Origin of the sequence: Nocardia sp. CDC159 (genome assembly GCF_023740735.1) — a bacterium.
Lineage (GTDB): Bacteria > Actinomycetota > Actinomycetes > Mycobacteriales > Mycobacteriaceae > Nocardia > Nocardia pulmonis.
Genome location: NZ_JAMRXH010000007.1, coordinates 273,931 through 296,864, shown reverse-complemented (window position 1 = coordinate 296,864; position 22,934 = coordinate 273,931). Strand labels below are relative to the sequence as shown.

The window sequence follows — 22,934 nt, the reverse complement described above, 5'->3', positions numbered from 1 at the left end:
CGCATGCGAGTATCGTTCGTGGGATACCCGTGCACACCCATTTTCCGAGCCGGGATTCGATTGGGAGAGCCGAAATGACAGACCTCGTGGACCGGATGACGTCGCAAAGACTGTCATCCGAGGCCATGCCGAGCAAGCGCGGAACGCGCCTGCCCCGCGACGCTCGTCGAGCGCAACTGCTCGCCGCCGCCAGCGAGGTCTTCGTGCTACGCGGGTACCACGCCGCCGGCATGGACGAGATCTCGCAGTGCGCCGGGGTTTCCAAACCCGTGCTGTATCAGCACTTCTCGAGCAAGCTCGAGCTCTATCTCGCGGTGCTGCAGAACTACATCGACGCCCTGGTGTCGAGCGTGCGCCAGGCGCTGCGCTCCACCACCGACAACCGCCAGCGCGTGCGCGCCGCGGTCGCGGCCTACTTCGACTTCGTCGATCACGAGACCCAGGGCTTCCGCCTGGTCTTCGAATCCGATCTGACCAGCGAGCCGCAGGTGCAGCGCCGGGTGGAACAGGCCACCGAGGCGTGCGTGGACGCGGTCTTCGACCTGGTCGCGCACGACTCCGGCCTGGATCCGTACCGGGCCCGCATCCTCGCCGTCGGACTGGTGGGCGCCAGCCAGATCACCGCCCGCTACTGGCTCGAGGCCGACCGCCCGATCCCCAAGGAGGAGGCCGTCGACACCACCGTGCAGCTGTGCTGGGGCGGTCTGTCCCGCGTGCCCCTGCACCCCCAGGGATAGGACGCGAAAAAGGCGGCGAGGCTCGGTGCGAGCCTCGCCGCCTTTCGCGTGCGTACCTCTAGACGGCGGCGAAGCCGACCCGGCCGCTGGTCGAGGTGCCGATCTCCACGTAGGCGACCTTGTTGGCCTGGATCAGGTACTTGCGGCCCTTCTCGTCGGTCAGCGACAGCACGCCACCGTTGCCCTGCAGCGCACCGGACACCAGCGCCTCGACCTCCTGCGGGGTCTGCGAGCTGGTGATCACGAGCTCGCGCGGGCTGTCCGAAATACCGATCTTGACCTCCACGGCCATCCTCCTAAGGTCACAATGCAGCTGTCCTGCTCAGGCTAGTGCAGGGCAGCGGCGTGAAGTGATGCGCGGTCTGCGCTTTCAGCGAAACGGTCAACCCAGTCCCAGCACGCGCATGCGCTCGGCGTGACTGGCCTGCATGCGCTCGAACAGGGCCGCGATGCCGGTGAGATCGCCGGTGGCGACGAGCACCAGTTCGGTCAGCTCGTCGCGCTGGGCCATGACGTATTGCGCCTGGGTGATCGCCTCGCCGAGCAGGCGGCGACCCCACAGCGTGAGCCGATCGCGCTCGGAGCGGTTCTCGGCGACCGCGCGGCGCACCTCCTCGATGACGAATTCGGAGTGGCTGGTCTCGGCGAGCACATCGCGCACGACCGTGGCCACCTCGGGGGCCAGCGCATCGGCGAGCACGGTGTAGAAGTCGGCGGCGATGCCGTCGCCCACGTAGAACTTCACCATCGACTCGAGCCACGTGGAGGGGTCGGTGGAGTCGTGATAGGCGTCCAGGGCCCGCACGAACGGGGCCATGGCGTCGAAGACGTCGACGCCGCGCGCCGACAGCGCCTGCTCGAGGGTGTCGAAATGCGCCATCTCCGCGGCCGCCATCTTCGCCACGGCGACCTTGCCGCGTAGCGTCGGCGAGAGCTTCGCCTCCTCGGCCAGGCGGTAGAAGGCTGAGATCTCGCCGTAGGCGAGCACGGCGAACAGATCGGTCACGCCGGGGTGATCGGCGGGGATGCGGGGATTGGGCTCGGTCGAAACACCCAGTGCGGCAGACGGGTTAACTCCCATGCCGCCCAGCCTAGTCCCGGCCGCGACGGACCCGCGCCCGGTCATGCCACATCCCGCAGAAACTTCTCCAGATAGGTCCACGTCGTGTCCCGGGCGGCCGGTCCGGCGAGGATGCCGAGGTGGCTGCCCGGCGCGGTCTCGTAGCGCACCTCGGGCGCCCCGGTGAGCGTGGTGATGCCGTGCTCGACCGCCGCGGCCGGGGTGATCACATCGTCCGGGCCGCCGACCAGCAGCACCGGCGCCATCACCTCGGCCAGCGCGATCTCGCGCTCCCCCAGCCGCACCACACCCCGGCCGATGTCGTTGGCCAGCATGAATCGGCTCCACAGCTGGTTGTACAGCCGTCCCGGATAACCGGGCAGCCGGGACTGGAAGCGATCGATGATCTCCATCCGGGCCAGCGTCTCGGCGTCGGCCAGGTTGGCGGCGATGAACAGCGGGCGGCGCAGCTCCCGCTCCCAGGAGGCGGCCCGGTAGCCCAGGCGGGTCAGCGGGGCGGGCACCCCACCGGCCGCGCGCACCAGCGTGGAGGTGGCCATGCCGCGGGTGAACCGGGCGACCGCTCGCAGCTGCGGGACACCGATCATCTTGTCGTAGTCCAGCGGCGCGCCGACCGCGGTGATCGAGCGGATCGGCAGCGCGGCATCGGCGGCCGCGGTGAGCAGCGCCAGGATTCCGCCCAGCGACCAGCCGATCAGATCCACCGGTGCGCCGTCGCGATCGGCCGAGGCCCGCCCGATGGCGTCGGGCAGGATGTCGTCGACCCAGTCCTCGAAGCCCAGGCGGCGGTCGGCGAAGGTGATCTCGCCGTAGTCGATCACGTACGGGTGCCGCCCGGATTCGAGCAGGAAGCGCGCGAGGCTCTGCTCGGGGCTCAGGTCGAAACAGAAGGCCGGGGCGGCCAGCGGGGGCACCAGCAGCACCGCGGCGTCGTCGGTCCCGCCGGTGGAGCCGTCGGGGCGCTCGAAGCGGCGCAGCTGCCGGTGCGGCTCGTCCCACAGCACGGTCGAGGGGGTCGGTGCGGGGGGTTGGATGCCCTCGCCGAAGGTCAGGGCCCATGCGTTGCGCGCGGCGGTGCTCACCGTGTCTGCCAGACTCACGGCACCGAACCTATCCTGTGACACCGTGTCTCACATATGTGGTGTTGGCCACCGTCGGGGTGATCGAGCGAGCTCGCGGAGCGGGGCCGGAAAACGACCGCCGTCGGTGAATTGCCATGTGGCGCAGCGTCCGACGGCACGCCGGCGGAGCGGAAGGAAAGAAGCGCCGAACAAGCGCCCGGGGGTACCACCGGTATTTGCGGGTGGCGGAAATCGGGCAGAAGAAGCTATCACGCTACAATCACCCTGGGCGACGAATATTCGAGCCCAGCGATAATGTGCGCGCACCATCCGCGACACCATTGCGCCGCGCCAGGTAGATGCCGACCGGGCATCCCGCAGTGGCCGAGGTGGACACACCGCCGGATATGTGGCTTTTCCACACCTCGTGCGCGCGGGATGCGATAACACGAGGAAAGGTAAGAACCTGAGCAAGATCACCATCGAACAGGAACCGGGGCTGGCCGACACCCTGTTGACCGCCGAACTGGACTCCGACCACACTGCCCCCACATTCGCCGAATTGGGAGTGCGCCCGGAAATCGTGCGCGCGCTCGGCGAGATCGGCATCGAGCGCACCTTCGCGATCCAGGAACTCACACTGCCGCTGGCGCTCGCCGGCGAGGATCTCATCGGCCAGGCCCGCACGGGCATGGGTAAGACCTTCGGTTTCGGCGTTCCGCTGCTGCATCGAATTTCCACCGCCGATTCCGGCACCACCGCCCTGGACGGCACCCCGCGCGCGCTGGTCATCGTGCCGACCCGCGAGCTGTGCGTCCAGGTCACCCAGGATCTGGAGAACGCCGGAAAGTATCTGACCAACCATCAGGGGCCGCTGCGGGTGGCCTCGATCTACGGCGGGCGCCCCTACGAATCGCAGATCGCCGCGCTGCGCTCCGGCGTCGACGTCGTCGTGGGCACGCCGGGCCGCCTGCTGGATCTGGCCGAGCAGCAGCATCTGATTCTCGGCAAGGTCGGCGTGCTGGTGCTCGACGAGGCCGACGAAATGCTCGACCTCGGCTTCCTGCCCGATATCGAGCGGATTCTGACCATGGTTCCCGCGCAGCGCCAGACGATGCTGTTCTCCGCGACCATGCCCGGCCCGATCATCACCCTGGCGCGCACGTTCCTGCACAAGCCGACCCATATCCGCGCGGAGGAGCCGCACGATTCGGCCGTGCACGACCGCACCGCGCAGTTCGTCTACCGGGCGCACGCGCTGGACAAGGGCGAGGTGATCGCGCGCATCCTGCAGGCCGAGGGCCGCGGCGCGACGATGATCTTCACCCGCACCAAGCGCACCGCGCAGAAGGTCGCCGACGAGCTGGCCGAGCGCGGCTTCGCGGTCGGGGCCGTACACGGCGATCTGGGGCAGATCGCGCGCGAGAAGGCGCTGGACAAGTTCCGCAAGGGCAAGATCGACGTGCTGGTCGCCACCGATGTCGCCGCGCGCGGCATCGATATCGACGACGTCACCCACGTCATCAACTATCAGACCCCCGAGGACGAGAAGACCTACGTGCACCGGATCGGGCGCACCGGCCGCGCCGGGCGCACCGGCGTCGCGGTCACCCTGGTCGACTGGGACGAGCTGAACCGCTGGGCGGCCATCGATTCGGCGCTGGGCCTGGGCATTCCGGAGCCGGTGGAGACCTATTCGCGCTCGCCGCACCTGTATGCCGATCTCGGTATCCCGCAGGACGTCACCGGCACGCTGTGCCGCAAGCCGGAGCGCGAGGAGGACGCGGTCGTGGTGGAGCGCGAGAAGCGCACCCCGCGCAAGCGCAACCGCAAGCGCACCGTCCGCGGCCAGGTCGTCGAGCGTGGCGACGAGGGTATCGAAAGCGATTCCGCGGCAGCGGATTCGGCTGACGAGACCACCGAAGCCGCTGCGCCGGAATCCGATTCGGATGCCGAACGCCCCGCTCGCCGTCGGCGTCGCCGCCGCCGCTCGGGTGAGACGTCCGCCGAGGCCGAGAACCCCGACGCCACAGGCGAAGCCGAGGCCGCGCCCGATGCGGACGGCGACGCCGAGCAGCCGCGTTCGGACGCCCCCGCCCGCCGCCGTCGCCGCCGTCGCAAGCCCGCCGCGGCCGAGGGCGCCGATACGCCGGTGGCCGCCGCCTCGGTCTAGGCACTAATCTCGCTGACGTGCTCGCACCCGAACGGCGAACGCGCGCCGACATCTACGCCGCCGCCGCGATCGCCGTCCTGGTGGTGATCGCGGTGGTCGTGGTCTGGTCGATCAGCGATGCGCGGGGCACGGTTTCCGAACCCGCCGCGCATCCGCCCGCCCCGGTGCGCCCGGCGGACCAGCTGCCGACCGCCCTGCGCGAACTGTGGCACGTCCCCGACGGGGCCGCCCGCCGCGCCCTGGCCGAGGGCGCCGTGGCCGTCACCGGCGACGACGGCACGGTGACCGGACGCGATCCGGTGACCGGCGAGCAGGTGTGGAAGTACCGGCGCGATATGCCGCTGTGCGGCGTGGAGAGCCAGAACGGCGCCGTCATCGCGACCTATCGCGATCAGCGCGGCTGCAGTCAGACCACACTGCTGTCGGCCGATACCGGCATGCGCCGCTCGGCGCGCAGCAGCTATATGGACCGGCAGGTCGAGCTTTCGGTGGACGGCAGCAATGCCGTCGCGCGCGGCCCGAAGCGCATGGAGGTGTGGCGCTACGACCTGGTGCGCACCCTCGAATACGGGTACGTCGACGCGCCCATGAACGTGCGGACCCAGCCGCGGCGCGGATGCGCTCTGCTCTCGGCCGCCTCCAACCCCTCGCGGGTGGCGGTGCTGGAGCGCTGCCCCGACGAGGCCGCCGACCGGCTGACCGTGATGAATCCCTCGCCCAAGGAGAACTCCATCCCGGAGGAGTACGGCTCGCACGTGCTCACCGAGCCGGGCGCGGTCTCGGACCGGGCGCGCGTGCTCGCGGTGACCGACAACCGGATCGCGCTGTACCTGCCCGGAAACGCCTCGGCCCTACCGGAACTGGCCATCTACGATCAGGCCGCCAATTTCGTCGGCGCGCATCGCCTGACCGCGCCGATGTCCGAGGCCACCACCGTCACCCGGCTCGGCACGACCTTCTTCGTCTTCACCGGCAACAGCCTGATCGCCCTGAACGCCAGCACCCTCGATCCGGTGTGGACCGCGTCGGACGCGCTCGGCGGACCGGCCATGATGGCGGGGCAGCTGCTCATGCCGGTGCCCGACGGGGTGGCGGTACTGGATCCGGCGACCGGTGCGCAGCTTGCCCGGATTCCATTGCGGCGCACGGACTACCAGCGCCAGCCGATCTCCCTGGCGGTCGTGGGCTCGACCCTGCTGGAGCTGCGCGGCGGCCAACTCTACGGGCTCGGCGGCTAGCGGTCCCGCGGGATCGCCGGACGCCGGTTGCCGGAAACCCGGACGCCGTCGGGCATGATCGAGATATGGGCGATGCGGAGTTCCGGCTGGTACTGCTCCGGCACGGTGAGACCGAGTGGTCCAAGGCGCGCAAGCACACCGGGCGCACGGATGTGCCGCTCACGTCGCTCGGCCGGGAGCAGGCCCGCGCCGCGGCGCGGGTGCTCGACCGGCTGGCGCTGCGCGATCCGCTGGTGCTGACCAGCCCCAAGCAGCGGGCCGTGCAGACCGCCGAACTCGCGGGCCTGCCCGCTCCCCGGCCCGACGCGGATCTGGTGGAGTGGGACTACGGCGACTACGAGGGCCTGACCACCCCGCAGATTCAGCAGAGCGTGCCGGGCTGGACCGTGTTCACCCATCCGACCCCGGGCGGGGAGACCGCCGAGCAGGTCGGGGCCCGCGCCGATCGGGTGCTGGCCTCGGTGCGGTCGGCCCTCGCCGAGCGCGATGTCGTGCTGGTCGGCCACGGCCACTTCTCCCGCGTCCTCATCGCCCGCTGGGCCGAATTCGACGTGCGCGAGGGCCGCCGCTTCTTCCTGTCCACCGGCGCGGTCAGCGTGCTCGGCCACGATCATCGGGCCGCCACGGTGCTCGCCCACAATCTAGTCCCCGAAACCGACGGAGCCAGTTCATGATTCACCGCGCCACCCCCGCCGATGTGCCCGCCATGGTCGGACTCGTCCACGACCTCGCCGAATACGAGAAGGCGCGCGAGGAGTGCACGCTGACCGCCGAGCAGCTGCACACCGCCCTGTTCGGCCCCGCGCCCGCCGTCTTCGCCCATGTCGCGGTGCGCGAGTCCGACGACGCGGTGCTCGGCTGCGCGATCTGGTTCCTCAACTACTCGACCTGGACCGGCACGCACGGGATCTACCTGGAGGACCTCTACGTCCGGCCCGAGGCGCGCGGCCTGGGGCTGGGCCGGGAGCTGGTGCGGGAGCTGGCCCGCGAGGCCGTGGCCCGGGGTTACCGCCGGGTGGACTGGTCGGTGCTGGACTGGAACACGCCCTCGATCGACTTCTACAAGTCCCTGGGCGCGGAGCCGCAGAGCGAGTGGACCGGATATCGCCTCTCCGGCGAGGCCCTGAATCGCCTCGGCGCGTCCTGAACCACCGTCCGGGACTTCCGATATGGACGAATGACCAAAAATCCGTCCACGGGCGAATCAGGGTCCGATAACGGGCGGCGGCCGCCCCGCACTCAGTCGACCGAGTCGTAGAGGCTGGCCATCCAACGGGTCGAGGGCGGGGAGAAGATCAGGACCAGGGTCGCCAGCGCGGCCAGCCCGACCGGGACGGCCAGCTCGGGGCGGTGCGAGCTGAACATGTACCAGGCCACGGGCAGCAGCAGGATCTGCGCGAGCACCACGATGGCCCGGCCCCAGCGCTTGCCGAGGTACAGGCCGACACCGGCGGCGAGTACCGCCCCGGCCAGGATCGCGAAATAGCCTGCGGTGCCGTAGGCCTGGGCCGCGGTCTCGCTGCCCTGCGCGCCCTGCGCCACCAGCACGATCGCGATGATCACGCCGACGAGTCCCTCGAGTGCCGCCAGCGCCCCGGCGCCGCGCACCGTCGCGGGCGTCGCCCCCGCGCTCGATCCGACCGAGTCCCGATTCACCGCACCGTCGTCCTGCTTCGCCACCCCGCCAGCCTAAGACCCGCGCCGGGCCGATCGGGAGGCCCGTCGATGTTCAGTACGCTGCTCCCGTGCGGACGCTGCTGATCGTGAATCCCAATGCCACCTCGACCACACCGGCCACTCGCGATCTGCTCGCCCACGCCCTGGAGAGCCGCACCCAGCTCATCGTCGCGCACACCCAGCACCGCGGGCACGCGGCCGAACTCGCGCAGTGGGCCGCCACCAACGAGATGGATCTGATCGTCGTGCACGGCGGCGACGGCACGGTCAACGAGACCATCAACGGCTTCCTGCCGCTGCCGCAGGTCGACGACGGGCAGGCGTGGATTCCCCGCCTCGGCGTCATTCCCGGCGGTTCGGCCAATGTGTTCGCCCGCTCGCTGGGCATCGAACCGGATCCGGTGGCCGCGACCAATCAGCTGATCGATCTGATGTCGCTGGACTCGGGCGGCCCGGCGACGGGCACCGACCGGCGCATCGGCCTGGCCATCGCCGACGATCGCTGGTTCACCTTCAGCGCGGGCGTCGGCTTGGACGCCGACGTCTGCGAGGCGATCGACCACAGCCGGGCCAACGGCCATCCGGCCACCCCGGCCCGGTATCTGCGCACCACCGTGCGGCAGTTCTTCCGCAACAAGCGGCGCGAGCCCGCGGTCACCCTGCACCTGCCCGATCACGAACCGGTCACGGATGTGCACTACGCCTTCGTGACCAACACCAGCCCCTGGACGTATCTGGACTCCCGGCCGGTGCGCACCAACCCCGGCACCCGATTCGAGACCGGACTCGGCGTGTTTGCCATGCGGACCATGCGGGTACTGCCCACACTGTGGGTCGCCCGTCAGCTTCTGTCCTCGGATGGAAACCCCAAGGCGCGCAAATTGTTTCGAACCGACGACGTACCGTCGGTTCGGATCACGGCCGATGAGCCGATCGGGCTGCAAATTGACGGCGACTTCATCGGCCGCCGCAGCGTGGTGGAATTCACGGCGGTGCCGGAGGTGCTCGAGGTGGTCGCGCCGCGACCGGATTCGAGCCGACACAACTGAGAAACATCTCGGTTGTGCTGCGAAAACCGGCGCAAGCGAGTACAAAGGACTCCGCAGGCCCCCTAGGTAGGGGTCTTACAGCGTGAGCTTCCCCACGGTGCACCACAAACCTATTGACATCTACGGTGTTCGTGAAAGCATTCACAAGCAACCGTGCGGAAACATTCGAGTCGCACAAGTGAACGGACCACAAACCCGAGGCGCCCTAGCGCGCCCAGCAAAGGAGCAGAGGAATGGACTGGCGCCACAAGGCCATCTGTCGCGACGAGGACCCCGAGCTGTTCTTCCCAGTCGGTAACAGCGGTCCCGCGCTCGCGCAGATTGCCGATGCCAAGCTGGTCTGCGCCCGCTGCCCCGTGACCGCCGAGTGCCTGTCCTGGGCCCTGAAGTCGGGACAGGACGCCGGCGTTTGGGGTGGTATGAGCGAAGACGAGCGTCGGGCGCTGAAGCGTCGCAACGCGCGCACCCGCACGCGCAGTGCCGTCTAGTACGGCACTCGGCGTTACGGCCACGCGATAGCCGCACAGCCCGGCGCGTAACGCATTTTCAGCCCGGCACCCGCGAGGTGCCGGGCTTCATTGTTTTCGGACTCGCCCGAGTTGGACTCAGCGAGAAGAACGGCGGCCCAGCGGAACCCGCAGTACCGCATCGGTTCCGACATCCGCGCCCGGATGCAATCCGATCGAACCGCCCAATTCGGCTGTGACGAGCGTTCTTACGATCTGCAGTCCCAAACGGTCCGAACCTTCCAAACTGAAACCGTCGGGCAAACCCCGGCCGTCATCGCTGATGATCACGTCGAGCCAGCGTGCCGAACGTTCGGATCGAATTGTCACAGTGCCGTTTTCGCCCGGATCGAACGCGTGCTCGATGGCGTTCTGCACCAATTCCGTGAGCACCATCACCAACGGTGTGGCGCGCTCGGCGGAGAACACTCCCAGCGAACCCGCCCGGCGCACCTTGATGCGCGCGGTGTGCACGGTCGCCACATCGGCCATGATCGGCAGCAGCCGGTCGACCACCTCGTCCAGATCGACCTCCTCGTCCACCGACATGGACAGCATCTCGTGCACCGAGGCGATCGAGGTGACCCGGCGCACCGATTCGGTGAGCGCCAGGCGCGCCTCCTCGTTCTCGGTGCGACGGGCCTGCAGGCGCAGCAGCGCGGCGACGGTCTGCAGGTTGTTCTTCACCCGGTGGTGGATCTCGCGAATGGTGGCGTCCTTGGACAGCAGCGCGCGGTCGCGCCGCTTCACCTCGGTGACGTCGCGGACCAGCACCGCGGCCCCGGCCAGCTCGCCGTGCGGACGCAGCACGATGGTGCGCAACAGTACGGTCGCGCCGCGCGCCTCGACCTCCATGCGCCGCCCGGACTTTCCGGCCAGCGCGGCCTGGATATCGCTGACCACCTCCTGCGCGTCGAACGGGTCGGTAATCAGTGAGCGGGTGGTCTGGGCCAGGTCCTGGGCTGCCAGATCGCTCTGCAGGCCCATCCGGTGATAGGCCGAGAGCGCGTTGGGGCTGGCGTAGACGACCGTGCCCTCGGTGTCGAGGCGGATGAACCCGTCCCCGGCGCGCGGGCTGGAATGCGAGCCGGTGCGATCCTCGAGCGTCGGGAAGGTGCCGTCGGCGATCATCTGACACAGATCGTCGGCGCAGGCCATGTACGCGTGTTCGAGGCTGCCGCGGACCTTGGACCGCTGTACCTCGGTATCGCGGGCCAGCACCGCGATCACGTCCTCGCCGACCCGCACCGGAATCGCCTCGCGGATGGCGTGCACGGGGGTGGGGTGATAGACGCCGGTGGATTCGACGTCGGAGTCGATCCGCACGATCTCACCGGTCAGCAGCGCCTCGAAGATCTGCGCATGCTCCTCCCGGGAGGCCAGCGAGCCGACCAGATCCTCGGGATGCACGGTCGCGGCGGTGGTCGGGCGGCACTGAGCCACACAGACCACGTCGGCCCCCTGCGATACCGGCCCAGCGCCCACCCAGAGCGACAGATCCGCGAACGACAGATCCGACAGCAGCTGCCAATCGCCCACCATGCGTTGCAGATGATCCACGGCCGCACCCGGTAGGTCGGTGTGCTCGGCCAGCAGATCGCTCAGTGTCGACATAAACCACGCTCCTCAACCCGATGGGAACATCCTCCCCTACGCATCGGTGGAGCACTTCCTCCCGGCCGGGATCAGGAGATGACGGCGATCAGATCGCCCTTCTTCAGCACATCGCCGGGCTTGACGTTGATCGAGGTGACCGTGCCGCTGGTCTCGGCGAGAACCGGAATCTCCATCTTCATCGACTCCAACAGCACCAGGGTGTCGCCCTCCTGGATCGGCGCACCCTCCTGCGCGACGATCTGGAAGACGGTCGACACCATCTCGGCGTGAACTTCCTCGGCCATGGCACCCTCTCATCGAATCGGCACTATCGTGCCCCTGCATTCGCTGCCGATACAGCCAAGCACACCGGCCCCCGCGGGGTTCGATCGACAGCGGAATACCCGCCCGTAACCGCCCGCCCGCCCAGCCCGCCATCCGGTTGCCGAGCACGGCCGTGGTGGCTGTAACCTCTCATGCCGGGAGCTAGAAGGGAGAAACCGATGGGTAAGCGCGGTCGTAAGAAGCGCAGCCGCCGCAAGAGCGCGGCCAACCACGGCAAGCGTCCCAACGCTTGAGTGGTCGGCGTCGTCGAACGCCACTGAAAAGCACTGAGCGGCACGCCATCTCCGATGGCGTGCCGCTCTGCGTTCTACGGGCTCAGACCTCTTTGGTCTCGATCGTCTCGGTGATCGTCACCGATTTGCGGATCTCCAGCGTCAACCGCTCGCGCAGACCCTCGGGGGCCCGATCGCCGCCGCACTTGCTGTGCAGCAGCCGCTTGAGCTTCTCCTCCAGGCCGTAGGCCTCGATGCACGGCGAGCAGTGATCCATATGGTGGCGCAGGCGATCGCGGGTCGCCTCGTCGCATTCCCCGTCGAGCATGAGCCAGACATCGGCGAGCACCGCCGTGCAGTCGAGTTCCATATCCTTGTCCCCGGTGCTCACTGAGTTACCTCCTGGCCCGCTCGGTTCCGATCGAATCCCCGTTCGTGCGCCACATCGGCGAGCAGACCCTTGAGCTGCTTGCGGCCGCGGTGCAGGCGAGACATGACCGTACCGATCGGGGTCCCCATGATGTCGGCGATCTCCTTGTAGGGGAAGCCCTCGACATCGGCGTAGTACACCGCCATCCGGAATTCCTCCGGCAGCGACTGCAGGGCCGCCTTGATGTCGTCGTCGGGCAACGCCTCGAGCGCCTCCATCTCCGCCGAACGCAGACCGGTCGAGCTGTGCTCGGCCGTGGAGGCCAGCTGCCAGTCGGTGATCTCGTCGGTCGGATACTGCGCGGGCTGGCGCTGCTTCTTGCGGTAGGAGTTGATGTAGGTATTGGTCAGGATCCGGTACAGCCAGGCCCGCAGATTGGTGCCCTCGCGGAAGGACCGGAAGCCCTGGAACGCCTTGGCGTAGGTCTCCTGCACCAGATCCTCGGCGTCGGCCGGGTTGCGGGTCATCCGCAGGGCCGCGCCGTAGAGCTGGTCCAGCAGCGGAAGCGCGTCACGCTCGAAGCGCGCCGCGAGTTCCGCATCGGTCGAGTTGCTGCGTGCCCCCGGTTCGTCGTCCGCGAAATCGTCATCGATGGCCGGATCATCGGGCTCGCCGATTCCGGCCAGATCGTCGTCGCTCGTCACGCCCATCCCTTCGATCGCCGTAGCTTTCGAATCTACCGCGAGCGGGCTGGGCAGCAGGAATCCGGTGACGGGGGCCACCGGGCGTTCGTCGACCAGAACGGTCACCGGCAATCTCCTTCGGGGGTCGCACGGGGGATGGGCTGCGTATGGCATGCAACATGCCGGGGCTTCGCCGTGTTCCCGCGCGCCGTGGATATTCGGTAGGGCACGGTGGGCAGCCCCGCATAATCTGGCCCGCATGGCAGGTGCATCGACCCCGGCGATCCGGGTGCTGACGCAGGCGAAGGCCGACCATCGCGTGCACTCCTACGACCACGATCCGCGCAGCGAATCCTTCGGAGCCGAGGCCGTCGCCGCCCTGGCCGCGCAGCTGGGCGTGGTGGCCGGGCAGATCTTCAAGACCCTGGTGATCGAGCTGTCCACCGGTGCCCTGGCCGTGGCCGTGCTGCCGGTGCCCACCACGTTGTCGCTCAAATCCGCCGCGGCCGCACTCGGCGCGCCCAAGGCCGCGCTGGCCGATCGGGCCCGGGCCGAGCGCAGCACGGGCTATGTCCTGGGCGGCATCTCCCCCCTGGGCCAGAAACGCCCGCTGCCCACCGTGATCGACGATTCGGCGCTGCACTGGGACCGCATGCTGTGCAGTGCGGGCCGTCGCGGCCTCGAGATCGAACTGGCCCCCGCCGACCTGATCCGGCTCACCAAGGCCGTCACCGCCCCGATCGCCCAGGGCTGAGCCCGGGCCGACCGGCCCCGATTCAGGTCACATCGAAAAGAACTTGCCGTCCTCCGGCCGATGCCCGCATACTTGCTCCATACAATTAGTTGTAAGCCACAAGCAATTGCTTCGCACAAGCAGTTTTCCGGCACCGAGGAGGCGACAGATCCATGGACAGCGACGAGGTGATCGACCAGATCGCCCAGCAGCTGATCCGGCTCGGCAAGCTCCGGGAGCGCACCCAGGCCCAGATCGCCGCCATGTCCGGCGGCGAGATCGAGGTCGCGGCCTACGGCATCATCTTCCGGCTGCTCTGCGACGGCCCGATGCGCTCCGGGGCGCTGGCCGAGGCCCTCTACTCCGACGCCTCCACGATCAGCCGCCAGGTAGCGCACCTGGTCAAACGCGGGCTGATCGAACGCCGAGCCGATCCGGCCGACGGGCGGGCCAGCGTCCTGGTCGTCACCGACGCCGGGCGGGAGGTGGCCGCGGAGATTCGCAAGCGGCGCAACGAAACCCTCGCCCGGGTCATGACCGACTGGACCGACGACGAACGCGCACTGCTCGGGAGTCTGCTGCGCCGCTTCGTCGACGACTACGAGGCCGCGCGTCCGGCCATCCTCACTCCCCCGACTTCCAGAACCGCTGCAATGGAGAACGATTCGTGACGACAACCATCGAAGAACCCAGATCGGAGGCATCCGGCTTCACCCACCGCCAGATCCTGGTGATCATGAGCGGCCTGATGCTCGGCATGCTGCTGGCCGCGCTCGACCAGACCATCGTGTCGACCGCCATCCGCACCATCGCCGACGACCTGCAGGGCTACTCGCTGCAGGCGTGGGTGACCACCGCCTATCTGATCACCGCGACCCTGGCGACCCCGCTGTACGGCAAGCTTTCGGATATGTACGGGCGCAAGCCCTTCTATCTGGCCGCCATCTCGATCTTCGTGATCGGGTCGCTGGCCTGCTCGTTCGCCGACACGATGTATCAGCTGGCCGCCTTCCGGGCGCTGCAGGGCCTGGGCGCGGGCGGGCTGATGTCGCTGGCGCTGACCATCATGGGCGATATCGTCAGCCCCCGCGAGCGCGCCCGCTACCAGGGCTATTTCCTGGCCGTCTTCGGCACCTCCAGCGTGGTCGGCCCGGTGCTGGGCGGCCTGTTCGCCGGACAGGGCGACATCCTCGGCCTCACCGGCTGGCGCTGGGTGTTCCTGGTGAACGTGCCGGTCGGCGTGCTCGCGCTGGCCGTGGTGAGCAAGGTGCTGCGCCTGCCCAAGCGCCCGCATCCGGGCGTGCGCATCGACTGGTGGGGCGTGCTCATGCTGGCGGTCGGCATCGTGCCGCTGCTGGTCGTGGCCGAACAGGGCCGCGAATGGGGCTGGGGCAGCACCGCTTCGGTGCTCTGCTACGTGATCGGCGCGCTGGGCGTGCTCGGCTTCATCGCGGTCGAGGCCAAGCTGGGCGATGTGGCGCTGATCCCGCTGCGGATGTTCAAGAACTCGACCTTCGCGCTGGGCGTGGTCATCTCGTTCGTGGTCGGCGCGGCCATGTTCGGCGGCATCAGCTTGATTCCGCAGTATCTGCAGGTGGTGCGGGGCTCGAGTCCGACCGTCGCGGGTCTGCAGATGCTGCCGATGGTCATGGGCCTGATGCTCGGCTCGATCATCGCCGGTCAGACGATCGCGCGCACCGGGCGCTATCGGGTGTTCCCGCTGATCGGCGCGGCGCTGCTGACCCTGGGCCTGTTCCTGCTGCACTTCGTGACCGCCGACAGCCGCCTGTGGCTGGTGATGATCTTCATGGCGATCACCGGCCTGGGCCTGGGCAATCTCATGCAGCCGCTGACCCTGGCGCTGCAGAACGCGTTGCCGCCCAAGGATATGGGCGTGTCCACCGCGGCCGCGACGTTCTTCCGGCAGATCGGCGGCACCCTGGGCGTGGCGGTGTTCCTGTCCATCCTGTTCGCCCAGCTGACCCCGAACATCGGCGACGAGCTGCGGGCCTCGGCCACCCAGCCCGCCTTCCAGCAGGCCGTCGCCGAGGGCGTGCACAGCACCAATCCGGCCGATGCCGCGCTGTCGAAGGGGCTTGCGGCCCACGATGTCTCGGCGGCGGGCAACGTGCTGAACGACAGTTCGGTCATCCAACAGCTGAATCCGACGCTGGCCCGGCCGTTCCAGGTGGGCTTCGCCGATTCGATGTCGACGGTGTTCCTGGCGGTGACCGGCATCGCGGCGGTGGCGCTGCTGCTGGTGCTGTTCTGGAAGGAGGTGCCGCTGCGCACCGCGGGCGGCATCCAGGCCGGGGCCGAGGCGGCGGCCGAGCGGAAGGTCGCGACGGCACAGCCGAGGTAGCCACGGCCGGCGGAGAAAAGGGGCGGTCCCGCAACGACGCGGGGCCGCCCTGTGCTCAACACGCGCGGTCACGGGCGCAAAACTCGCAAATGTCCCGAATGGAACCAGCGCGTATGCGTTACTGGTCGGGCCAGATTCGTTCGACCCGAGGATGTGATGCGACATGTCTGACCGACACCGTTTCCGCACCCTGATCGTGTCGGGCGGCGCCTTACTCGCCCTGGGTGTGGCGGGTGCGGCCCCGGGGGCCGCCACACCGGTGACCGTGACCCCGGTGGATTCCAACTACCCCATGGGCGGCGGCAGACCGGGGCAGGCGGCCCAGGACCCGGGTAAGCAGGCGGAGAAGGCCGAGAAGTTCGGCGGCAGCCTGACCACCCGACTCGTGGACCTCGGTGCGAGCGTCGTCAAATGCGGGCTCAGCGTGGCGGTGTCGACGGTGAGATGCGATATGTGACACCGGATTTCGCATCGACGGGCCGGTCAGATCAGGTGGATCTGACCGGCCTGTCCGGTATTCGCGCCGGTCGGGTCGGCCAGCAGCTCCGGGCCGTTGTTGCGCACGCTGTTCACCAGCGGCGACACCGGGCGCGCCACGATATCGGAGATCCATTCCAGCGGAGGCGTTTCCAGCAGTTCGGCCGGGGCGGGATGGGTGGGATCGAGCCAGGCGTCCCAGTGCTCGCGCGGCATCGGCAGCGGCATCCGGTCGTGAATCTTGGCCAGCTCGCCGATCGCGTCGGTGGTCAGGATGGTGCACGACAGCACCGGATCCAGCTCCGGATGGCCCGAATCGCGCCATGTCGACCACAGTCCGGCCATATACAGCCGCGAGCCGTCGGCGGGGGACATGAAATACGGTTGCTTGATCGCCTTGCCCTTGTCGGTCTGCCCCTCGACCAGCCACTCGTACCAGCCGTCCATCGGCACCAGGCAGCGACGCTTCTTCACCCCGTCCCGGAACGAGGCCGTGGTGGCGGCCTTGTCGGCGCGGGCGTTGAACAGCGGTTTCCCCTTGACCGGCACACCCGGCTCGGCCGCCTTGGTCCAGAACGGGATCAGGCCCCAGCGCATGCGCCGGATGCGCAGCCTTGGACGCTCGTCCGACTCGCTGTTGCCGTGACCCTCAGTTACGGTCAGCACATGATTGGTCGGAGCGACGTTGTAGTTCGGGGTGGTGTCCGGACCGTCGCCGGTCTCGTCGATGGCATCGAGCTCGGCGGCCAGCCGGGCCGGATTCGCCGTGGTCGCATATCTGCCGCACATGGTCCCCATGCTGCCACCGGGCACCGACAGGTAGTTGACCGAAACGACCGAAAGATGGCCGGAAATCCAACTGAAGGCAGTTGACTTCACATCTATGGTGTGAGAACTTCGAGCCGTTACCGTCTCATTAGGGGTCGTTCACAAATGTCCACCACCGAGTCCACCGCCGTCGCCGGCAAGACCACGCTGACCTCGGTCAATCCGGCCACCGGCGAGGTCATCGCCAGCCATCCGATCGCCGACGACGAGGCGGTGCGCGCGGCCGTCGCCAAGGCCCGCGACGCGGCCGCGGTCTGGGGACGACTGAGCTTCGCCGATCGCAAGCGGCACCTGCTGCGGTGGGGCAGCCGGATCGTCGCCCGCGCCGAGGAATTCTGCGAGCTCATCCACAACGAGAACGGTAAGCCGCGCGACGACGCCTTCCTGGAGCTGATGCTGGCCCTCGAGCACATCAAGTGGGCGGCCGGTAACGCCGAGAAGGTACTGAAGGCCAAGAAGGTCTCCCCCGGCGCGCTGATGGCCAACTTCTCCGCCTATATCGAGCAGCGCCCGCTGGGCGTCGTGGGGGTGATCGGCCCGTGGAACTATCCGGTCTACACGCCCAACGGCTCGATCGCCTACGCGCTGGCGGCCGGTAATGCCGTGGTGTTCAAGCCGAGCGAATACTCCACCGGCATCGGCAATTTCCTCGCCCAGCTGTTCACCGAGGCGAATCCCGAACTGCCCGAGGGCGTTTTCAGCACCGTCAACGGCTACGGCGCGACCGGCGCCGCGCTGGTGCGCTCCGGCGTGGACAAGATCGCCTTCACCGGTTCCACCGCCACCGGCAAGAAGATCATGGCCGCTGCGGCCGAGACGCTCACCCCGGTGCTGCTGGAATGCGGCGGCAAGGACGCGGTGATCGTGGCCGCCGACGCCGACGTCAAGGCCGCCGCCGACGCGGTCGCCTACGGCGCGACCATGAACAGCGGCCAGACCTGCGCGGGCGTGGAGCGCGTCTACGTCGACCGCTCGATCCGCGACGAATTCCTCGCCGAGGTCAAGCGCATCCTCGCCGACGTCCACCCCGGCTCCGACGCCAAGGCCTCCTACGGCCCGATGACCATGCCCAGCCAGATCGATATCGTTCGTCGTCACATCGAGGACGCCCTGAAGAAGGGCGGCACCGCGATCGTCGGCGGCCCCGAATCGGTGAAGGCGCCCTATATCGAGCCGGTCGTCCTGCTCGACGCCGACGAGACCTCCGACGCCGTCTGCGAGGAGACCTTCGGCCCCACGATCACCATCCGCACGGTCGACGGCATCGACGAGGCGGTCGAGCTGGCCAACAACAACAAATACGGCCTCGGCTCCACGGTCTTCTCCCGCAAACAGGGCCTGGCGATCGCCCGCCGCCTACGCGCCGGGGCCACCTCGGTGAACTCGGTCCTCGGCTTCGCCGCCATCTCCGCGCTGCCCTTCGGCGGCGTCGGTGACTCCGGCATCGGCCGCATCCACGGCGCCCCCGGCCTGCTGGAATTCTCCAGCCCGCACTCGATCGCCGTACAGCGCTTCGCCATCCCCGGCATGGCCCTGCTCAGCTACGCCCGCACCGAGCGCACCATGAACCTGCTCCGCAAGGTGGTACCGCTGATCCACGGACGGCACAAGTAGACCCCTGGTCCGACCTCCAATTCCGAGTCGACCCGCTCACAACTTCGTGACCTCTCGGCTGCCAGAAGCTGTCATAGGCGAAGATGGGTTGGTGAGTTTCTGGCCCGCGCCCCATACCGAACAGCCCGTGCACGCGACCGTGACGCTGCCCGGGTCGAAGTCCATTACCAACCGGGCGTTGATCCTGGCCGCCCTCGCCGATCGGCCCTCGACGCTGACCGGTGCGCTGCGCAGTCGCGATACGAATCTGATGATCGCGGGGCTGCGGGCGCTGGGGGCCGAAATCAGCGGGGAGGCGGACACTCTCGCGGTCACTCCGGCCGCGACGCTGGGCAGCGCCACCGTGGATTGCGGGCTGGCGGGGACGGTCATGCGGTTCCTGCCGCCCGTCGCGGCGCTGGCACACGGTGATGTGGCGTTCTTCGGCGACGAGCAGGCCCGGTTGCGGCCGCTGAACACGATTCTGGACGCGCTGCGGCGGCTGGGGGTGGACATCGAGGGCGATTCGCTGCCGTTCGTGGTGCACGGACGGGGGGCGCTGCGGGGCGGGGAGGTCGATATCGACGCCTCGGGCTCCTCGCAGTTCGTGTCCGGGCTGCTGCTGTCGGCGGCGCGGTTCGAGCGGGGCGTGACCGTGCGGCACGAGGGTGGAGCACTGCCGTCGATGCCACATATCGAGATGACCGTGCAGATGCTGGAGCAGGCGGGGGTGCGGGTCGAGGTGCCCGGGGATCCGCGGGCCGAACAGGTGTGGACGGTCGCACCGGGGCCGATTCACGCCGTCGACTGGGATATCGAACCGGATCTGTCCAATGCCACCCCGTTCCTGGCCGCGGCCGCGGTCACCGGCGGTGAGGTCGTCATTCCGCACTGGCCGCAGCTGACCACCCAGCCGGGCGACGTAATCCGGGAGATCCTGGTGCGCATGGGCGCGGAGGCCCGCCGCTTCGACGGCAAGCTGACCGTGCGCGGGCCGGAACGGCTGGCGGGCATCGATATCGACCTGCACGACGTCGGCGAGCTCACCCCGACCGTCGCGGCCCTGGCCGCGCTGGCCGACTCCCCGTCGCGGCTGCGCGGCATCGCACATCTGCGCGGGCACGAGACCGACCGGCTGGCGGCGCTGTCCACCGAGATCAACCGGCTCGGCGGCAAGGTCACCGAGACCGAGGACGGCCTGCACATCGTGCCCACCACGCTGCACGGCGGCCGGTGGCACTCCTATGCCGACCACCGCATGGCCACCGCAGGAGCCATTCTGGGCCTGCGGATTCCGGGCGTGGAGATCGAGGACATCGGGACCACGGCCAAGACCCTGCCCGATTTCGTCGCCCTCTGGGAGGCCATGCTCGCTGGCGAAGGAGCGGCGCACTGAGGCGGCGCGACTACGACGAGTCCGATGTCCGGGTGCGCCCGGGCAAGGGCTCGCGGCCCCGCACCAAGACCCGGCCGGAGCATCGGGATGCGTTGAGCGCCATGGTCACCGCCGTGGACCGGGGCCGCTGGAGCTGCGTGCTGGAGGGCGATCCGGAGCGGCCGATCGTGGCCATGCGGGCCCGCGAGCTGGGCCGCACCCCGATCGTGGTCGGCGACGAGGTGGACGTGGTGGGCGATCTGTCCGGCACGCCCGACACCCTGGCCCGCATCGTGCGGGTGGCCGAGCGGCGAACGGTGTTGCGGCGCACCGCCGATGACACCGATCCGTTCGAACGCGTCGTGGTCGCCAATGCCGAACAGCTGTTCATCGTGGTCGCCCTGGCCGACCCGCCCCCGCGCACCGGCTTCGTCGAGCGCGCCATGGCCGCCGCGTATGCCGGTGGCCTGCAACCGATTCTGTGCCTGACCAAACAGGATCTGGACCCCGCGTCCGACTTCGCCACGGAATTCCGCGATCTCGACCTCACCATCGTGCGCGGCGGCCGCGAGGATCCGCTCGACCCCATTCTCGACCTGCTCCGGGACAAACTGACCTGCCTGCTCGGCCACTCCGGCGTCGGCAAGTCGACCCTGGTGAATCGCCTTGTGCCGCAGGCCGATCGCGCGGTCGGCGAGGTCTCCGGCGTCGGCAAGGGCCGCCACACCTCCACCCAGTCGGTCGCGCTGCCGCTGCCCGGCGGCGGCTGGGTCATCGACACCCCCGGCGTGCGCTCCTTCGGTCTGGCCCACATCACCCCCGACGATGTCATCCACGCCTTCGCCGATCTCGCCGAGGCCATCGAGGACTGCCCACGCGGCTGCACCCACCTCGGCCCGCCCGCCGATCCGGAATGCGCGCTGGACCAGCTCCCCGGCAAGGAACGCCGGGTGGCCGCCATCCGCCGCCTGCTCGTGGCACTGAAGTCCAACGACCCCTGGGCCAGTGGCAACAGTGCCTGATCAGTGACCGTCGGGCTGTCTGGGCGCGAACGGCCACTCCTCGAACCAGACGCAGAGCCCGCGCGCGTCGAAGCGGATGATCCACAGATCCCGCCAGCGGCTCGGATCGTCCGCCGCGTATTCGACGAAGACCCGCACCACCGCGGTATCCCCGTCCACCGCAACGATTTCGAAGCTCATCGTGAACGGCTCGTTCGGCCCGGAGCGGCCGTCCTCCCAGAACCGCGACAGGGCCGCGAGCCCACGCACCGGCTGGGCCCACGGCGATGGCAGATAGCCGATGTCCTCGGCGAACAGGTCCCGTAGCCGCCCGGTGCCCGGTGACCGCCAGGCCTGCTCGTATCCGTGCACCCATGCCTCGACCGCAGCCCGCTCCATTCCCGCACGGTACCCGGGGCGACCGAACAGTATTGCCACAATGGTCGAACCCGGCAACAACCGGCAACACCGCAACACTTCCGCTATCCCGACCGGCGCAGCAGACTACGGGTAGCCCCGCTGCCGGACCGATGTCCTTGCCCCTCATCGACCTCTCCGGCAGCGGGTGCGCACCACCCCCGCGAGGGCATACAGTCGGACCTCGATGAGCAGCGAAGAGCGGCGCTTCGAATTCGCGCGGCAGGTGGCAGGACAGATCGAGACGATATCCGGTGGGCTGGGCCTGGCCGGGGTGGTCTACGACCCGGACGAATTCTCCCTCACGGTTGCCGAACGCGACCGAATCCTCTACCTGGACAACCTCTTTCGCGAGACGGCCGACCTGGCCGAGGAGGAGCGCGCGGCGCGGATCGCGCGTTTCGTCACCGCCCTGCTGGCATCCGGCACCGAGGAATTCGGCTGGGAACAGGTCCGAAACCGGCTGCGGCCGATCCTGCGACCGGTGTCGTATCGGCTCGCCGCGCCCGACGATGTCGAATTCCTCGCCCGCCCGGCCTTTCCGTTCCTCGACGAGTTGGTCGCCGTCGACCTGCCCGACCGCCGCTCGATCGTGACCGCGGGCGAGGCGTCGGAATGGGGTGTCCCGGCCGAGCGCGTATTCGCCACGGCGCGAGCCAATCTCGCCGCGCTCGGACCGCCGGATTCGGTCGACCCGAACACCGTCGTGCGATTCGCGGACGACGGCAACGGCTACTTCACCTCCCGGCTGCTGTCCCCGGAATGGCTGGCGGCCTTCACATTCGGCGATCGTCGGCCGGTCGCCTTCGCGCCCGACGTGGACACCCTGATCGTGGCCCCCGACGATCCCGACGTGCTCGAACCACTGTTCGCCATGGCCGAGCAGGAGTACCGGGAGGCCACGCGAGCACTGTCACCGCAGGGCTACACCCTCGATCCGGATGGGAATGTGGTGCCGTTCGACCTCGTCGGCCCACACCCCCAGCACGCCGCAGCCCGCCGCGCGGCCTGCGGCCTCGCGGTCTCGGAATACGCCGCGCAGTCCGAATGGCTGCGCGAAAGATTCGAGGAGGAGCTGCACCTCGAGCGCTACGACATCGAACCGGCCTACGTCGCGGGCGCATACCTCACCGAGGGCCCACACGGCACCGATACGGTCACCATCTGGGGTAGGGGCGTCGAATACCTCCTGCCCCGAACCGATTACATCGCCTTCTGCGACGAGGACGACCAGGGCGAGCCGTACACACTGTTCACGGTGCCATTCCCCGATGCGCTCGAGGCGCTCGGCCTCACCCCCGTCCCCGGCCTCGAACCCCCACGCTACGAGGTCCGGCACTGGCCCGACGACGCCACCCTGACCGCGCTGAGCCGCACGGCCGTCGCACTGGAATAGCCAACGCGACGAGAAACGCCCTCC

At 68.9% G+C, this 22,934-nt stretch carries 26 protein-coding genes; 16 read left to right on the top strand and 10 right to left on the bottom strand.

Annotated elements, in window-relative coordinates; all coding sequences use genetic code 11:
- Nucleotides 1-74 precede the first annotated feature (74 nt).
- A complete protein-coding gene (locus NDR87_RS18415; RefSeq protein WP_251913948.1) occupies nucleotides 75-737 on the top strand; it encodes a TetR/AcrR family transcriptional regulator in 663 nt (220 codons plus the stop codon).
- 58 nt (nucleotides 738-795) lie between these two features.
- Here NDR87_RS18415 and NDR87_RS18410 read toward each other — a convergent pair whose 3' ends face one another.
- From NDR87_RS18410 to NDR87_RS18400, 3 genes are all read right to left on the bottom strand, one after another.
- Nucleotides 796-1,023 carry a DUF3107 domain-containing protein gene (locus tag NDR87_RS18410; protein WP_251913949.1) on the bottom strand — a complete coding sequence of 76 codons (228 nt, stop codon included), beginning with the start codon at nucleotides 1,021-1,023 and terminating at the stop codon, nucleotides 796-798.
- A 96-nt stretch (nucleotides 1,024-1,119) separates the two neighbouring features.
- Nucleotides 1,120-1,818: a ferritin-like fold-containing protein gene (locus NDR87_RS18405; protein WP_251913950.1), complete on the bottom strand. Its 699-nt coding sequence runs from the start codon at nucleotides 1,816-1,818 to the stop codon at nucleotides 1,120-1,122.
- A 41-nt stretch (nucleotides 1,819-1,859) separates the two neighbouring features.
- Nucleotides 1,860-2,918 (bottom strand): alpha/beta fold hydrolase, encoded by a 1,059-nt coding sequence (locus NDR87_RS18400; protein WP_251913951.1) that lies wholly within the window; start codon nucleotides 2,916-2,918, stop codon nucleotides 1,860-1,862.
- Between the two features lie 460 nt (nucleotides 2,919-3,378).
- Between NDR87_RS18400 and NDR87_RS18395 the strand changes: the two genes are divergently transcribed.
- From NDR87_RS18395 to NDR87_RS18380, 4 genes are all read left to right on the top strand, one after another.
- Nucleotides 3,379-5,052, top strand: a complete 1,674-nt coding sequence (locus tag NDR87_RS18395) for a DEAD/DEAH box helicase (protein WP_251914218.1) — start codon at nucleotides 3,379-3,381, stop codon at nucleotides 5,050-5,052.
- A gap of 17 nt (nucleotides 5,053-5,069) precedes the next feature.
- Nucleotides 5,070-6,290, top strand: a complete 1,221-nt coding sequence (locus NDR87_RS18390; protein WP_251913952.1) for a PQQ-binding-like beta-propeller repeat protein — start codon at nucleotides 5,070-5,072, stop codon at nucleotides 6,288-6,290.
- Between the two features lie 65 nt (nucleotides 6,291-6,355).
- Nucleotides 6,356-6,964, top strand: a complete 609-nt coding sequence (locus NDR87_RS18385; RefSeq protein WP_251913953.1) for an acid phosphatase — start codon at nucleotides 6,356-6,358, stop codon at nucleotides 6,962-6,964.
- Entirely contained in the window at nucleotides 6,961-7,437 is a 477-nt protein-coding gene (locus NDR87_RS18380) for a GNAT family N-acetyltransferase (RefSeq protein ID WP_251913954.1), read from the top strand. The genes NDR87_RS18385 and NDR87_RS18380 overlap by 4 nt, the downstream gene beginning before the upstream one ends.
- A 92-nt stretch (nucleotides 7,438-7,529) precedes the next feature.
- On the opposite strand, the gene NDR87_RS18375 is transcribed toward NDR87_RS18380, so the two are convergent.
- A complete protein-coding gene (locus NDR87_RS18375) occupies nucleotides 7,530-7,970 on the bottom strand; it encodes a hypothetical protein (RefSeq protein ID WP_251913955.1) in 441 nt (146 codons plus the stop codon).
- 65 nt (nucleotides 7,971-8,035) lie between these two features.
- On the opposite strand from NDR87_RS18375, the gene NDR87_RS18370 reads away from it, so the two are divergent.
- Nucleotides 8,036-9,016, top strand: a complete 981-nt coding sequence (locus NDR87_RS18370; RefSeq protein WP_251913956.1) for a diacylglycerol kinase family protein — start codon at nucleotides 8,036-8,038, stop codon at nucleotides 9,014-9,016.
- A gap of 233 nt (nucleotides 9,017-9,249) precedes the next feature.
- A complete protein-coding gene (locus NDR87_RS18365) occupies nucleotides 9,250-9,504 on the top strand; it encodes a WhiB family transcriptional regulator (RefSeq protein WP_019930908.1) in 255 nt (84 codons plus the stop codon).
- A 117-nt stretch (nucleotides 9,505-9,621) separates the two neighbouring features.
- Here the strand turns inward: NDR87_RS18365 and NDR87_RS18360 are convergent, their stop codons facing one another.
- The gene (locus NDR87_RS18360) at nucleotides 9,622-11,136 is read right to left on the bottom strand and encodes a sensor histidine kinase (RefSeq protein ID WP_251913957.1); all 1,515 of its coding nucleotides are present in this window, start codon (nucleotides 11,134-11,136) and stop codon (nucleotides 9,622-9,624) included.
- A 71-nt stretch (nucleotides 11,137-11,207) separates the two neighbouring features.
- Nucleotides 11,208-11,423, bottom strand: a complete 216-nt coding sequence (locus NDR87_RS18355) for a biotin/lipoyl-binding carrier protein (RefSeq protein WP_251913958.1) — start codon at nucleotides 11,421-11,423, stop codon at nucleotides 11,208-11,210.
- A 198-nt stretch (nucleotides 11,424-11,621) separates the two neighbouring features.
- On the opposite strand from NDR87_RS18355, the gene NDR87_RS37900 reads away from it, so the two are divergent.
- Nucleotides 11,622-11,696, top strand: coding sequence for a 50S ribosomal protein bL37 (locus tag NDR87_RS37900; RefSeq protein WP_372494218.1), 75 nt, complete (start codon nucleotides 11,622-11,624; stop codon nucleotides 11,694-11,696).
- A gap of 82 nt (nucleotides 11,697-11,778) precedes the next feature.
- Here NDR87_RS37900 and rsrA read toward each other — a convergent pair whose 3' ends face one another.
- Nucleotides 11,779-12,066 carry a mycothiol system anti-sigma-R factor gene (gene rsrA, locus NDR87_RS18350; protein WP_372494203.1) on the bottom strand — a complete coding sequence of 96 codons (288 nt, stop codon included), beginning with the start codon at nucleotides 12,064-12,066 and terminating at the stop codon, nucleotides 11,779-11,781.
- Nucleotides 12,063-12,902 carry a sigma-70 family RNA polymerase sigma factor gene (locus NDR87_RS18345; protein WP_372494204.1) on the bottom strand — a complete coding sequence of 280 codons (840 nt, stop codon included), beginning with the start codon at nucleotides 12,900-12,902 and terminating at the stop codon, nucleotides 12,063-12,065. Before NDR87_RS18345 ends, rsrA begins: the two co-directional genes overlap by 4 nt.
- Before the next feature lie 85 nt (nucleotides 12,903-12,987).
- Here NDR87_RS18345 and ybaK point away from each other — a divergent pair, with 85 nt between their 5' ends.
- From ybaK to NDR87_RS18325, 4 genes are all read left to right on the top strand, one after another.
- The gene (ybaK, locus tag NDR87_RS18340) at nucleotides 12,988-13,482 is read left to right on the top strand and encodes a Cys-tRNA(Pro) deacylase (RefSeq protein ID WP_251913959.1); all 495 of its coding nucleotides are present in this window, start codon (nucleotides 12,988-12,990) and stop codon (nucleotides 13,480-13,482) included.
- A 152-nt stretch (nucleotides 13,483-13,634) separates the two neighbouring features.
- Nucleotides 13,635-14,132, top strand: a complete 498-nt coding sequence (locus NDR87_RS18335; RefSeq protein WP_251913960.1) for a MarR family winged helix-turn-helix transcriptional regulator — start codon at nucleotides 13,635-13,637, stop codon at nucleotides 14,130-14,132.
- A gap of 65 nt (nucleotides 14,133-14,197) precedes the next feature.
- Complete coding sequence (locus NDR87_RS18330) at nucleotides 14,198-15,823, top strand: MDR family MFS transporter (protein WP_251914223.1); 1,626 nt, start codon at nucleotides 14,198-14,200, stop codon at nucleotides 15,821-15,823.
- A gap of 163 nt (nucleotides 15,824-15,986) precedes the next feature.
- Nucleotides 15,987-16,280, top strand: a complete 294-nt coding sequence (locus tag NDR87_RS18325; RefSeq protein WP_251913961.1) for a hypothetical protein — start codon at nucleotides 15,987-15,989, stop codon at nucleotides 16,278-16,280.
- Nucleotides 16,281-16,306: 26 nt separating this feature from the next.
- Here the strand turns inward: NDR87_RS18325 and NDR87_RS18320 are convergent, their stop codons facing one another.
- A complete protein-coding gene (locus NDR87_RS18320) occupies nucleotides 16,307-17,089 on the bottom strand; it encodes an SOS response-associated peptidase (RefSeq protein WP_251914224.1) in 783 nt (260 codons plus the stop codon).
- A gap of 144 nt (nucleotides 17,090-17,233) precedes the next feature.
- Between NDR87_RS18320 and NDR87_RS18315 the strand changes: the two genes are divergently transcribed.
- The 3 genes from NDR87_RS18315 (at nucleotide 17,234) to rsgA (ending at nucleotide 21,118) form a co-directional block, all read left to right on the top strand.
- Nucleotides 17,234-18,742 (top strand): aldehyde dehydrogenase family protein, encoded by a 1,509-nt coding sequence (locus tag NDR87_RS18315; protein ID WP_251913962.1) that lies wholly within the window; start codon nucleotides 17,234-17,236, stop codon nucleotides 18,740-18,742.
- 91 nt (nucleotides 18,743-18,833) lie between these two features.
- Entirely contained in the window at nucleotides 18,834-20,117 is a 1,284-nt protein-coding gene (gene aroA, locus NDR87_RS18310; protein ID WP_251913963.1) for a 3-phosphoshikimate 1-carboxyvinyltransferase, read from the top strand.
- Nucleotides 20,114-21,118: a ribosome small subunit-dependent GTPase A gene (rsgA, locus tag NDR87_RS18305; protein WP_251914225.1), complete on the top strand. Its 1,005-nt coding sequence runs from the start codon at nucleotides 20,114-20,116 to the stop codon at nucleotides 21,116-21,118. The genes aroA and rsgA overlap by 4 nt, the downstream gene beginning before the upstream one ends.
- On the opposite strand, the gene NDR87_RS18300 is transcribed toward rsgA, so the two are convergent.
- Nucleotides 21,119-21,496, bottom strand: a complete 378-nt coding sequence (locus NDR87_RS18300) for a nuclear transport factor 2 family protein (RefSeq protein WP_251913964.1) — start codon at nucleotides 21,494-21,496, stop codon at nucleotides 21,119-21,121.
- A gap of 205 nt (nucleotides 21,497-21,701) precedes the next feature.
- On the opposite strand from NDR87_RS18300, the gene NDR87_RS18295 reads away from it, so the two are divergent.
- Nucleotides 21,702-22,910, top strand: a complete 1,209-nt coding sequence (locus tag NDR87_RS18295; RefSeq protein ID WP_251913965.1) for a hypothetical protein — start codon at nucleotides 21,702-21,704, stop codon at nucleotides 22,908-22,910.
- Nucleotides 22,911-22,934 lie beyond the last annotated feature (24 nt).